The sequence below is a fragment of the Acinetobacter sp. CIP 102529 genome, assembly GCF_000368325.1.
GTDB lineage: Bacteria > Pseudomonadota > Gammaproteobacteria > Pseudomonadales > Moraxellaceae > Acinetobacter > Acinetobacter parvus.
The window spans coordinates 1236339-1249136 of the sequence record NZ_KB849355.1 but is presented as its reverse complement, the minus strand read 5'-3'; the positions used below and the strand labels follow the sequence as shown (position 1 = coordinate 1249136).

The following is a 12798-nucleotide window of genomic DNA, read 5'->3' as shown; positions in this document are numbered from 1 at the left end:
AGATTAAACAGCCTGACCGTAACCAGCAACAAGGTGCTAAAAGTAACCGTCCTGCAATTAATGAAGAGATCCGTGCGAAAGAAGTACGCCTCGTTGCTGCAGATGGAGAACAAAAAGGTGTTGTTTCATTAACTGAAGCATTACGTGCTGCTGAAGAAGCTAATCTTGACCTTGTTGAGATTGTTGCTAATGCAGAACCGCCTGTTTGTAAAATCATGGACTACAACAAGCACTTATTTGACTTAAAGCAAAAGCAAAAAGATGCGAAGAAAAAACAGCATCAAGTGCAAGTGAAAGAAATTAAGTTACGTCCTGCAACGGATGTAGGTGATTACCAAATTAAATTGCGTGCAATTTTACGTTTCCTTGAAGAAGGAAATAAGGTAAAAATCACTTTACGATTCCGTGGTCGTGAGATGGCACATCAACAGCTTGGTTTGGCTCAATTACAAAAAATTGAAGCAGACGTTGCTGACTTTGGCGTAGTTGAACAAGCGCCGAAGATGGAAGGTCGTCAAATGGGCATGTTAATTGGCCCGAAAAAGAAAAAGTAATCATCCAATCATCAAAAAAGCCCTGCTCGAATAGCAGGGCTTTTTTGATTTAAAGCATAATTACTCAGTACTTACAGTTTTTTCTGTAGAATTAGGCTGATCAAGTAAAAGTTTTTTCTTACCAATTGGGATTTCGCGTGGAAGTTTCTCTTCTGGTATGATTCGTTCTAAGTCAATGATCAATAAACCATTCTCATAATCAGCTTGTTGAACTTCAATATGTTCATCTAAGCGTAGAGACAATTTAAAGGCACGACGCGCGATTCCTTTATGCAGATATTCAGTTGTTTCTTTCTGAACAACCTCAGGTTTACCTGAAATGGTAAGAAGCTGATTTTCTAGACTTAGTCCTAATTCCTCTAGGCTAAAACCTGCGGTAGCCACCACAATGCGATAACGGTTTTCACCAGCTTTCTCTATGTTATATGGAGGATAATTGGGTGCATCACTTTGCATGGCGTAGTCAATAAAATCATTTAAACGATCAAATCCAATGCTACGACGAAATAAAGGATGAAGATTTAGATTACTCATGATTAGAACCTCCTGAGGTCAGCAAAGTTTTAAAAATAAGAAGATAAAAACTTAAACCTGCCATGTATAAACATCGACAGAATGTTAAAAATCGTCATTTCTAACACAATAATTAATATATGTTTGAGTTTAAAAAATTCAAGTTAAAGATCTATTTTTTTAAATAAATTTTATATATAATTGATAATTATAAAAAATTATTTTTAATTTGCAAAACTTGTTGTTTCTTTTTAAATCTATTAAGGTGTGTGAAGAGCCACCATCTACGCTGTATGGAGAATAATTTTAAAATGATTGATCTTTATTATTGGGGAACACCCAATGGACATAAAATAGCCATTGCACTTGAGGAAATGGGCTTGGATTATCAAATTTTTCCAATTAATATTTTGGAAAATGACCAATTTCAACCTGATTTTTTACGTATTTCGCCAAATAATAAAATTCCTGCGATTGTTGATCAAAATGGACCAAATGGTGAACCGATTTCTGTATTTGAATCAGGTGCAATCCTACAATATTTAGGTCGGAAGACTGGATTATTCTATCCTACGGATGAACAAGAGCGAGTTGAAGTAGAGCAATGGTTAATGTGGCAAATGGGTGGGTTTGGTCCAATGCTGGGGCAAAATCATCATTTTAATAAATTTGCACCTGAACGTATTCCTTATGCCATTGATCGTTATATCAATGAGACTAAGCGTCTTTACACTGTTTTAAATAAGCAATTGATTGGTCAGAAGTTCGTGGCGGGTGAGTATTCAATTGCGGATATGGCAATCTTGCCTTGGGTATTGCGCCATGAATGGCAAGGGATTCAACTGGAAGATTATCCTTATGTGCAAGACTATATTGAACGTTTAACCGCCCGTCCTGCGATACAGAAAGCATTGTCAATTCAGGTCTAAGATATGCATATGACTCAAAATCGTTATTGGATACATTGGTGGGTTGCGATGGGATTGTTGTTTGTGACAGCAATTTTATGTGGAATGATGCAAAATTTGTGGGGCTACGATGTTAGTGGTCAGTTGTTTTTTATCTTTATCAGTGTCGTTGGATTGTTCTTTTCATCAGTCTTTGCCTGGCTACAGCTTGAGACAAAAAACTCATATCTGACTACATTTATTTTTGTCGGATGTTTAAGTATTTATCTGATGCTATTGTCCTATCTTTATCATGATTTACCACGAGGAGAGGGTGTTGAGTTTAGCTTGTTTCAGAAACTCATAGATTCTGACCTTACCTTTTGGTGCGGATTTTTACTCCCATTCATTTTTTCATTATTTAACTATGCTGTGTTACGTCCTACAAAGTTTTAAGTTAAATGTCGTATTTTCTATTATTTATCTCTGCTTTTGGGGCTGCCACTTTACTTCCCTTGCAGTCCGAAGCCGTGTTTATGACACTGTTGGTACAGGGATTGTCCAACCCTTTCTATCTTTTATTGGTGGCAACATTGGGCAATGTGCTGGGTTCATGTGTGAACTGGTGGTTAGGAGTGAAAATTGAACATTTTAAAGATAAAAAATGGTTTCCTGTTTCTGGACGGCGTTTAGAGCAGGCACAACAGATTTATCATCAATATGGTTTTTATTCACTTCTACTGAGTTGGACACCTGTGATTGGTGATCCAATTACCTTGATTGCAGGATTGATGAAAGAAAACTTTTGGCGATTCCTGTTCATTGTGACGATTGCCAAAGGTGGGCGTTATTTAACATTGTATGTGTTATATCTTGGAGTTTTTTGAAAAAAGGGAAAGTTTCACTTTCCCTAAAACACCTTTAATGATCAGTACCTTTAGTAATATCGACTTTAAATAAATCGCTGGTTTTAAACCAGCAATAGGTCACAACCGCAAGCGTCATACAGCCACCAAAAATGGTTGCAGTGATTGTTCCGAGGTATTTGGCTGCCAGACCTGATTCAAAAGCCCCGAGTTCATTACTCGATGAAACGAACATTCCATTTACCGCAGCCACTCGACCGCGCATATTTTCAGGCGGGAAAATTTGTAGCACAGTTTGACGAACAACAACCGAAATACTATCACAGGCACCCGTCATTGCGAGAGCAAACAGGGATAGCCACATATTGTTTGAAAAGGCGAACAGAATGGTAAAAATACCAAAGCCAGCGACAGCCAATAACATATTCCGCCAAGCATGGTGCATTGGCGGGAACTTGGTCAGTACAATCATGGTTATCAGGGCACCGATAGAGGGGGCTGCTCTTAAATAGCCTAAGCCCTCAGGGCCTACTTTTAGAATTTCTTCAGCAAAGATCGGCAGTAGGGCAATCACACCACCAAATAATACTGATACCAGATCAAGTGAAATTGCCCACAAAACAATTTTGGTTTTCCAAATAAAGCGAAAACCATCGGTCAGGCTTTGTAAGACATTCTCAGTTTCCATTTTTGGGAATGTTCGTTTCTGTAAGCAATTAATCAAAATAAAGCAGATTGCCAATAATGTTGATACTGCAAAAAGGCTCGTTTCGCGTCCCAGAAATGCCAACATAAAGCCACCCAACATTGGCCCGATAATGACACCACTTTGCCAGCCAATCGTGGTCCATGTCGCACCATTGGCATAAAGCTCACGGGGAATTAAAAAGGGTTTGAGTGAGGTTGCTGATGGATTGTAAAAACCCCGAATAGTACCTAAGGCAAATATGACAGCATAAATGCCCCAAGAAAGTGTGCTAATACCAATTTTTTCTAAGCCATGGAAATGGAATAAGCCCCAAAGAACCAAAGGTAAAGGAATGGAAAAGAATAAACAGACCTTCATAATGCTTTGTTTATTCAGTTTATCTGCAAAATAACCACCCCATAAAGAAAGCGTGATAAATGGGATTGCTTCAGCCAGACCAATAAAACCTAAGGTTAGGGGATCACGAGTGATTTGATAGAGTGAATAAGCAACAATAATTTCCTGAATTAAAATTGCCAGTGTTAAGCAAAATTGATTCAAGGTCACAATAGAGAAATCTCGATACCGTAACGCGACGAATGCATCATTCTGAATATTCATAAGAATAAAGATTTAATAATTTGATTCTATTATAGGCGCTGATTTTGTGGATTTTTCTCATAATTTGAGAATTAGTTATGGAAAATAACGTTTGGAAAAAATGGATAAGGTATTATCAAAAAATAAGCATTTTGCTTTTGTTTTATGCGCAGATGCTATATGATATTGCACTCCTTACCTGCAGGTCGATTTGCAATAGTGCAAACGAGCCGAACAGGTGCCCAAAAGAGGTTACTATGGCTAAGTTAAAAACTCGCCGTGGTGCAGCTAAACGCTTTAAAGCGACTGCAAACGGTTTCAAGCGCAAACAAGCATTCAAGCGCCACATTTTGACCAAAAAATCTGCTAAGCGTATCCGTCAATTGCGCGGTTGTGTAATGGTTCACGTAAGTGACGTTGCATCAGTTCGTGCTATGTGCCCATACATCTAAGGAGATTATAAATGGCTCGTGTAAAACGTGGTGTACAGGCTCATCGCCGTCACAAAAAAATTCTTGCTCGCGCTAAAGGTTACTATGGTGCTCGTTCACGCGTTTATCGCGTAGCGTTCCAGGCGGTAATCAAAGCTGGCCAATACGCTTACCGTGACCGCCGTCAAAAGAAACGTCAATTCCGTGCTTTATGGATTGCGCGTATCAATGCTGGTGCTCGTCTTAACGGTTTGTCTTACAGCCGTATGATCGATGGTTTGAAAAAAGCTCAAGTGATCATCGACCGTCGCGTATTAGCTGACATCGCTATGCATGATGCGGTTGCATTTGCTGCTTTGGCTGAAAAAGCCAAAGGTGCATTAGCTGCATAAGCTTAGAGATTCAAAGAAGACCGCTTTTTAGCGGTCTTTTTTATGGGGAATTTACAGCCCAAAATAATACGCACAGATACAGATAATCACCGTGAGAATAATCAATTTAATCACACCAGATGTTCCAACCTTATGCTGGTGAGCCTGATTAAAATGCTGTGATGTTTCCATAGTTCTGTCGATGATTTCAGGTTCAGCAGTGATCTGTGCAGTTTGGTAATGGTTAGCTGTTTTGACAATCAGCTTGGCAAATAAGTCATCGGTTTTCTGGGCAAAGTTGCGTAAATTGATCTGCTCCTCAGGGTCAATCAGCTCACCTGAATCATGATAGGGATGGCGTCTTTTTTCTTCCAGATAGTCGGCTAAGGCCTGAGTGCGATGTAATAAACAATGGGCACAATCCGCTGGATAATCTGTTGGAATCAATGCAAGCTGCTGGCTTGAAAGATGGGTGGGATCAACCTTATAGCCATAAAATGGAAAGTCTTGCTGTTCTGGTTCAGGGAAATGCGGGGCATATTTACTGTCAAAAAGCTCACGTTCCAGAAAAACTACGACATTATTCCAGTTTACATTTTGTAAATCAGCATTTATTTTTTTGACAAGTTTGTCATTCAGTTCATAACCCCAAAAGGTTTGCTGTCCCAGTGTGATTTTCTGTGAAACAGGCACTTCAAACGCATTGTCACTGTTATACCATTCAGCCAGTTCCTGTCCACAAATCCATGCAGTTTTTTTATTGGCTTGATGGCTAACCATAAAGTGTGCAAAGGGAAGTAGCTCAACATTCGGGTTTGGGTTTTGCTCTTCATTCAATAAAGTGGATAAGTGTAGACTGAGTTTGGTAACGCCCTGTTTTTTCAGTCCCTCCAGCCAAATCTGGAAGTGCTGTGCCAGTAAACGTTGTGATAACAGGTCACGGAAAGTCAGGCACTGGTGATCAAAAATAGGATGTTCGACCCAACGGCTAAAATTGAGATTTCCTGCAAGAAATTCATTGCCATAAGTCACTAGGGTAAGCTGTTGTTTCCAAATTTGATCAAGCGCCATCGTTATTCTTTCTCATTGACGATATTGGTATCTTATACATTTTATTCAATTGTTGAGTAATTTTTCGGAAATTTTAGTTGATCTGCTTAGGTATCTTGTTGTTTTATTTTTGCATCTATATTTTCAAAAGTACGCTGTTTAAACCGCTGTTTATTTTCATCAAACTGGTAAAAAGCTGATAAACTATAGCGTTTTATTATATTTCTATATTTTGTTGCTTTGAGAGTTACTATGTCACTGGAAGCCCTGACCACTGAAGCGCTTGCTGCCATTGCAGCGGCTCAAGACCTTGCTGCACTCGATCAAGTTCGTGTGCAATTTACAGGGAAGAAAAGCCAGCTCGCAGAACAGTCGAAAGCACTTGGAAAAATGGATCCTGAAGAGCGAAAAGTACAAGGTGCTGCGATTCATGCTGTGCGTGAAGCGATCAATGTAGCTTTGACTGAGCGTCAACAGACATTACAACAAGCTGAACTTGCAAAAAAATTAGCAAGTGAAACCATTGATATTACTTTACCGGGCCGCGGGCAGCGCATGGGAAGTATTCATCCTGTTACTCAAGTACAAGAGCGTATTTGCCAGTTCTTTACCAAGGCGGGTTTCCAGATCGCTTATGGTCCTGAAGTTGAAGATGATTATCACAACTTTGAAGCCTTAAATATTCCAGGACATCACCCAGCCCGTGCCATGCACGACACGTTCTACTTTGATGCAACGCATTTACTGCGTACCCATACTTCGGGCGTGCAAATTCGAACTATGGAAACCAGTCAGCCGCCAATTCGTATCGTGTGTCCTGGTCGTGTATATCGTTGTGACTCGGATCAAACCCATTCGCCAATGTTCCATCAGATCGAAGGTCTGTACGTTGCTGAAAATACCAGCTTTGCTGAGTTAAAAGGTTTATTGATTAACCTACTCAATGAGTTCTTTGAAAAAGATTTAAAAGTACGTTTCCGTCCATCTTACTTTCCATTTACAGAGCCAAGTGCAGAAGTGGATATCATGGATGAGCGTGGTCGTTGGTTAGAAGTTTTAGGCTGTGGCATGGTGCATCCAAATGTATTGCGTGCTGCAGGAATTGATCCTGATCAATACAAAGGCTTTGCCTTTGGTCTAGGGGTAGAGCGTTTTGCAATGTTGCGTTATGGCATCAATGATTTGCGTATGTTCTACCAAAATGACGTGCGTTTCTTACGCCAATTTGCCTAAACAGTTTTTCAGGATTAAAGAAGGTTTATACAAATGAAAATTAGTGAAAATTGGTTGCGCAGCTGGGTGAATCCAGCCATTGATAGCAATAGATTGTCTGATCAATTGACCATGTTAGGTTTGGAAGTTGATGAGTTAGTGCCTGTTGCAAAACCGTTTACTGGTGTGGTTGTTGGTGAAGTCCTTACGGTTGAACAACATCCAGATGCAGACCGTTTACGTGTGACAACCGTGAACATTGGTTCAGGTGAACCATTGCAGATTGTCTGTGGTGCGCCAAATGTCCGTGTGGGCATGAAAGCACCTGTTGCAACGATCGGTGCAGTATTACCAGGCGATTTTAAAATTAAAAAAGGCAAGCTGCGTGGTGTTGAATCACAAGGGATGCTCTGTGGTGCTTCTGAAATTGATTTAGAAGACAAAATTGATGGTTTGTTGGAGTTACCTGCTGATGCACCAGTGGGAATCAATATTCGTGAATATTTAAAACTTGATGACAATGTGATTGACATCAGTATCACGCCAAACCGTGGTGACTGCTTTAGTATTCGTGGGATTGCCCGTGAAATCGCAGTCATTAACCAGCTTGAAGTGAATGAGCCGAAGATTCAGGCAATTGCAGCAAATATTTCTGATGAGAAAGTGGTCAACATCAGCACAGAAGGTACGCCACGTTATTTAGGTCGTATCATTAAAAATGTCAATGTTAAGGCGGCTACACCTGATTGGATGGAGCAGGCACTGGCACGTTCAGGCATCCGTACCCATAGTATTTTAGTGGATATTACCAACTATGTATTACTTGAGTTGGGCCAGCCAATGCATGCCTTTGACCTGGCAAAAATCGAGGGTTCAATTCAAGTTCGCCAAGCACAACCGCAAGAAAAATTAACATTGTTGAATGATCAAGAAGTTGAATTGCAAGAAGACATCATGATCATTGCAGATGATCAGAAAGCATTGGCAATTGCAGGAATCATGGGTGGTTTGGATTCATCAGTGACCGATGAGACACAAGACATCTTCCTTGAAAGTGCATTCTTTGCGCCTTTAGCCATTGCTGGTCGCGCTCGTCGTTTCGGTTTACATACCGATTCATCACAGCGTTATGAGCGTGGTGTCGATTTTGAACTGCCAATGATTGCCATGCACCGTGCTTCTGAATTGATTCAAGCCTTTGCTGGTGGTGAGTTTGGCCCAATTACAGTGGTTGAACAAACGAGCTTATTGCCAAAACGTGAAGCAATTGTATTGAAACAGGCACAGGTTGATCAGTTACTTGGATATCAAGTGGTGGGTGATTTTATTGCCGATGCGTTAGCACGTTTGGGCTGTGTGGTGGAAACTAAAGCCGAAGGTGAGTGGAGCGTAGTTCCACCATCACATCGCTATGATATGGCTATTTATCAGGACCTGATTGAAGAGGTTGCACGTATCCACGGCTATGACAACATTCAGGTCAGCTTGCCAAAAATTGATGTGAAACTAGAGAAATATCAAGACCGTTTTGAAATTGCTCAACTGCGCCAGACCATTGCAACTTTGGGGTATCAAGAGGCGATTAGCTTTAGCTTTGCCGATGCAAAGCTTGAAAAGCAACTGAATCCAAATGTACAGCCATTAATGCTTACCAACCCAATTTCCAGTGATTTGGCGGCAATGCGTAGTACTCTATTATCCAGCTTGATTCCTTGTGTCCAGTACAATCTAAACCGTCAACAGCAGCGTATTCGTTTCTTTGAACTGGGCTTGCGTTTTGATTATCAGGATGCGCAAAGTATTCATGACCTGAAACAGGTTCCGACTCTGGCCGTGATTGCTGTGGGGTCGCGTACACCTGAATCCTGGCATGCAAAGCCACAGGCAATGGATTTCTTCGATTTCAAGGGAGAGGTGGAAGAAATTCTGGCTGCTGGACGTGTAAAGGCGGAGTTTGTCCGTACTGAACGTGCATGGTTACATCCTGGGCAGTCTGCTGAAATTATGGTAAATGGACAGTCGATTGGTTATTTAGGCCGTTTGCACCCCTCACTAGAAAATGAGCTGGATTTAAGCACAACATGGGTGGCAGAACTAGATCAGCAGGCGGTTTTGCAATCTTATGTATCTAATTTTACAGAATTATCACGTTTTCCATCGGTTAGACGTGATATTGCGCTTTTAATCTCTGATAATATTGAGGTTAGAGATATTCAGCGGTTAATTGAGCAAACAGGTGGGGATCTACTCGACTCAACATGGTTGTTCGATGTGTATACGGGGCAAGGGGTTGAACAAGGCAAACGTTCTCTGGCATTTGCATTGTTGTGGCAACATCCAGCGCGTACGCTTGAAGATGCTGAAATTAAATCTGGTATGGATAATATTATTCAAGTGTTGGAAGACACTTACCAAGCGACATTGAGGGCCTCATGACAGCATTAACAAAAGCAGAGATGGCGGACCATTTAAGTGAGCTTACGAGTTTAAATCGCCGTGAAGCAAAACAGATGGTCGAGTTATTTTTTGACGAAATCAGCCAGGCATTGATTGCGGGTGAGCAAGTCAAACTTTCAGGTTTCGGTAATTTTGAGTTGCGTGACAAGCGCGAACGTCCTGGACGTAATCCAAAAACAGGTGAGGAAATTCCGATTTCTGCCCGTCGAGTGGTTACGTTTAGGGCGGGCCAGAAATTTAGACAGCGTGTTGGAAATGAGCAGATCGATTGATCTGCTTTTTTATGTTCTTATTTTTAATTTTTGAACTTAATAAAAATGAGGCATAAAAAAAGAGAACCAAACGGTTCTCTTTTTTGAATAATCTAAAAGTAGATTATTGTGCAGCAGAAGCTTCAGTAACAACAACGTCAGAAGCAACAACAGTTGCATCAGCAGCAGCGTTAGTCGCTTCAGCAGCAGCGTCAGTCGCTTCAGCAGCAGCGTCAGTTGCTTCAGTAGCAGCGTCAGTTGCTTCAGTAGCAGCTTCTACAGCTTCAGAAGCAGCAGCAGTAGCGTCAGCAGCAGGAGCTTCTTCTTTCTTAGAGCAACCAACGAAAGCTAAAGTAGTGGCAATAGCAGCAGCAACAGCAAATTTCTTGAATAACATGGCATCACTCTCATAAAATTGTGAGATTAAAAAAAACCTGGGTTAGTCTGTATGTGCTTTTATTATTCCTAAACGCTTTAGGTAACAACGCAGGGAGCAGCCTAACTGGTCTGCTGCTATCCTATCAAAGCAAATCATGAATTACTACAGCCCTGTCCAACAAAACGACAAAAAATGACAAAAATTGGCTAATTTTTGATAGAAAATAACTATGGAAAAGTAATTTTAAATCGGATATTTGTTGTTTTAGGTCTTTAAATTTTATTCATTGTTTTAAAAAACAATAAGTTAAATTTTATGTGGGATTTTTAAATAATGTGTAAATAATATGTAACGGTGTCAACCGAATTAAAAAAGCCACCATAAAAGGTGGCTTTTTTAATGAGGTACCGTGGTTAGTTTGCCGCTTTACGCTTCATCTGGTCGAAGAAATCATCATTGGTCTTGGTTTCTTTCATACGATCCAGTAAGAATTCCATTGCCGCCAGCTCATCCATAGGATGGAGGAGTTTGCGCAGAATCCAGACCTTGCGTAGATTATCTTCATCCATGAGGCGTTCTTCACGGCGGGTGCCTGATTTCTTGATGTTCATGGCAGGGAACACGCGTTTCTCGGCAATACGGCGATCCAGTGTAATTTCCTGGTTGCCTGTACCCTTAAACTCTTCATAGATGACATCATCCATTTTACTGCCTGTTTCAATCAGGGCAGTTGAGATGATGGTCAATGAGCCACCTTCTTCAATATTACGTGCCGCACCAAAGAAACGTTTCGGACGTTCAAGGGCATGGGCATCCACACCACCTGTAAGTACCTTGCCTGATGATGGAATCACGGTGTTGTAGGCACGTGCAAGACGGGTAATGGAGTCAAGCAGAATCACAACATCTTTCTTGTGCTCAACCAGACGTTTGGCTTTCTCAATCACCATTTCAGCAACCTGAACGTGGCGGGCAGGCGCTTCATCAAAGGTTGATGCAACCACTTCACCACGAACAGTACGTTCCATCTCAGTAACTTCTTCAGGACGTTCGTCAATTAAAAGTACAATCAAAAATACTTCAGGGTTGTTGCGTACAATCGACTGGGCGATATTTTGCAACAACATGGTTTTACCCGCTTTCGGTGGTGCCACAATAATTGAACGCTGACCTTTACCAATCGGTGCAACCAGATCAACCACACGTGCGGTTAGGTCTTCAGTTGTGCCATTGCCAAGTTCCATCACTAGCTGTTCAGTTGGGAACAATGGCGTCAGGTTTTCAAATAAAATTTTATTACGTGAGTTTTCAGGCGTGTCATAGTTGATTTGATTCACTTTTAACAGTGCAAAATAACGCTCACCCTCTTTTGGTGGACGAATTGTACCTGTAATGGTGTCACCTGTACGCAGGTTGAAACGGCGAATCTGGGATGGGCTGACATAAATGTCATCTGGTCCTGCCAAATATGAACCAGCAGCCGATCGTAGGAAACCAAAACCATCAGAGAGAATTTCGAGAACACCATCACCAAAGATTTCTTCGCCATTCATGGCATGGCGCTTTAAAATGGCAAAAATAATATCTTGTTTACGGTTACGTGCCATGCCTTCAAGGCCCATAAAATCCGCAATCTTAATGAGTTCGCCAATGGGTTTTTTCTTGAGTTCAGTTAAGTTCATAAGTGGTCAGACAGAATGGAATAAGTGGAGGATAATGTTGGGAAAAGAATAAAAAATCGACCGCATACATAGACGCTGATGTAATTGTAGGTACACAACCACGATTCAGTAGCTTAGTTCATTGTTTCAGAGAGAAATGTGAAAACAATTGTTTATTGCCGAGCGGCGATCTTATGTTTTGTGTTTTGTAAGAAGCGTAATGAAGTAGATACCATTCAGGGCTTCTTGATCCAGTAATATAAGGGAAATCAGGGAATTTGTCAATTTTTACGAAGAAATACACTATCTGTAATAGTGTATTTCTTTTAATTGGCAGCTACATCCAGCAATTAGATGTTCTGATCAATAAATGCTGCAAGTTTTGAACGCGGCGCTGCGCCAACCTGTTGTGCCACAACTTCACCATTTTTAAACATCAATAATGCTGGAATGTTACGGATGTTGTATTTCACAGCAGTGTCTTCACATGCAGTCACGTCAACCTTAACGATTTTCACCTTGCCTGCATATTCATTTGACAAGTCTTCAAGTACAGGTGCAATGGCTTTACAAGGCGCACACCAGCCAGCCCAGAAGTCAACGAGTACAGGAGTTTCAGCATCTAAAACATCTGCTTGGAAGTTTTCATCAGTTGTATTAACAATAGTCGCAGACATGAGGTTGCTCCAAATTTAAGGAATAAAGTGCGAATTTGATCATCATCACGATGAATATTACATTGCTACTTTACTCAATGTAAGGGTTTGTTCTGATTATTCAAGTTTGAAAATAAAAAGTCTAATGGATGCTCACGATGTTGACCATCGACTTATACAATCATTTACTTGATAAAAGTGAAAATACGCGAATTTTATTGC

At 40.8% G+C, this 12798-nt stretch carries 15 protein-coding genes; 9 read left to right on the top strand and 6 right to left on the bottom strand.

Annotated elements, in window-relative coordinates:
* Nucleotides 1–2: 2 nt before the first annotated feature.
* Nucleotides 3–554 carry a translation initiation factor IF-3 gene (gene infC / locus F972_RS15490; RefSeq protein WP_081398901.1) on the top strand — a complete coding sequence of 184 codons (552 nt, stop codon included), beginning with the start codon at nt 3–5 and terminating at the stop codon, nt 552–554.
* A gap of 60 nt (nt 555–614) precedes the next feature.
* Here infC and F972_RS11290 read toward each other — a convergent pair whose 3' ends face one another.
* Entirely contained in the window at nt 615–1088 is a 474-nt protein-coding gene (locus tag F972_RS11290; RefSeq protein ID WP_004683043.1) for an Hsp20 family protein, read from the bottom strand.
* A gap of 290 nt (nt 1089–1378) precedes the next feature.
* Here F972_RS11290 and F972_RS11285 point away from each other — a divergent pair, with 290 nt between their 5' ends.
* Genes F972_RS11285 through F972_RS11275 form a run of 3 tightly spaced genes read left to right on the top strand, consistent with a single transcriptional unit; the run spans nt 1379 to nt 2841 of the window.
* On the top strand, nt 1379–1996 hold the full coding sequence (locus F972_RS11285) for a glutathione S-transferase N-terminal domain-containing protein (RefSeq protein WP_004675680.1): 618 nt from the start codon (nt 1379–1381) through the stop codon (nt 1994–1996).
* A 3-nt stretch (nt 1997–1999) separates the two neighbouring features.
* Entirely contained in the window at nt 2000–2410 is a 411-nt protein-coding gene (locus tag F972_RS11280) for a hypothetical protein (RefSeq protein WP_004675682.1), read from the top strand.
* Nucleotides 2411–2415: 5 nt separating this feature from the next.
* Nucleotides 2416–2841, top strand: coding sequence for a YqaA family protein (locus tag F972_RS11275; protein WP_004683042.1), 426 nt, complete (start codon nt 2416–2418; stop codon nt 2839–2841).
* Nucleotides 2842–2875: 34 nt separating this feature from the next.
* On the opposite strand, the gene F972_RS11270 is transcribed toward F972_RS11275, so the two are convergent.
* Nucleotides 2876–4129 carry an MFS transporter gene (locus F972_RS11270; protein ID WP_004683041.1) on the bottom strand — a complete coding sequence of 418 codons (1254 nt, stop codon included), beginning with the start codon at nt 4127–4129 and terminating at the stop codon, nt 2876–2878.
* A gap of 236 nt (nt 4130–4365) precedes the next feature.
* Here F972_RS11270 and rpmI point away from each other — a divergent pair, with 236 nt between their 5' ends.
* A complete protein-coding gene (gene rpmI / locus F972_RS11265; RefSeq protein WP_004637967.1) occupies nt 4366–4560 on the top strand; it encodes a 50S ribosomal protein L35 in 195 nt (64 codons plus the stop codon).
* 11 nt (nt 4561–4571) lie between these two features.
* Nucleotides 4572–4931 carry a 50S ribosomal protein L20 gene (gene rplT, locus F972_RS11260; RefSeq protein ID WP_004675688.1) on the top strand — a complete coding sequence of 120 codons (360 nt, stop codon included), beginning with the start codon at nt 4572–4574 and terminating at the stop codon, nt 4929–4931.
* Between the two features lie 51 nt (nt 4932–4982).
* Here the strand turns inward: rplT and F972_RS11255 are convergent, their stop codons facing one another.
* Complete coding sequence (locus tag F972_RS11255; RefSeq protein WP_004683038.1) at nt 4983–5981, bottom strand: hypothetical protein; 999 nt, start codon at nt 5979–5981, stop codon at nt 4983–4985.
* Between the two features lie 231 nt (nt 5982–6212).
* Between F972_RS11255 and pheS the strand changes: the two genes are divergently transcribed.
* Genes pheS through F972_RS11240 form a run of 3 tightly spaced genes read left to right on the top strand, consistent with a single transcriptional unit; the run spans nt 6213 to nt 9901 of the window.
* Complete coding sequence (gene pheS, locus F972_RS11250) at nt 6213–7193, top strand: phenylalanine--tRNA ligase subunit alpha (protein ID WP_004675691.1); 981 nt, start codon at nt 6213–6215, stop codon at nt 7191–7193.
* 33 nt (nt 7194–7226) lie between these two features.
* The gene (pheT, locus tag F972_RS11245; protein ID WP_004683037.1) at nt 7227–9608 is read left to right on the top strand and encodes a phenylalanine--tRNA ligase subunit beta; all 2382 of its coding nucleotides are present in this window, start codon (nt 7227–7229) and stop codon (nt 9606–9608) included.
* Complete coding sequence (locus F972_RS11240; RefSeq protein ID WP_004664224.1) at nt 9605–9901, top strand: integration host factor subunit alpha; 297 nt, start codon at nt 9605–9607, stop codon at nt 9899–9901. The genes pheT and F972_RS11240 overlap by 4 nt, the downstream gene beginning before the upstream one ends.
* Nucleotides 9902–10004: 103 nt before the next feature.
* On the opposite strand, the gene F972_RS11235 is transcribed toward F972_RS11240, so the two are convergent.
* From F972_RS11235 to trxA, 3 genes are all read right to left on the bottom strand, one after another.
* Nucleotides 10005–10277, bottom strand: coding sequence for a hypothetical protein (locus tag F972_RS11235; RefSeq protein ID WP_004683035.1), 273 nt, complete (start codon nt 10275–10277; stop codon nt 10005–10007).
* A gap of 395 nt (nt 10278–10672) precedes the next feature.
* Nucleotides 10673–11941: a transcription termination factor Rho gene (gene rho, locus F972_RS11230; RefSeq protein ID WP_004675700.1), complete on the bottom strand. Its 1269-nt coding sequence runs from the start codon at nt 11939–11941 to the stop codon at nt 10673–10675.
* 329 nt (nt 11942–12270) lie between these two features.
* Nucleotides 12271–12597 (bottom strand): thioredoxin, encoded by a 327-nt coding sequence (gene trxA / locus F972_RS11225; protein ID WP_004675702.1) that lies wholly within the window; start codon nt 12595–12597, stop codon nt 12271–12273.
* Nucleotides 12598–12798 lie beyond the last annotated feature (201 nt).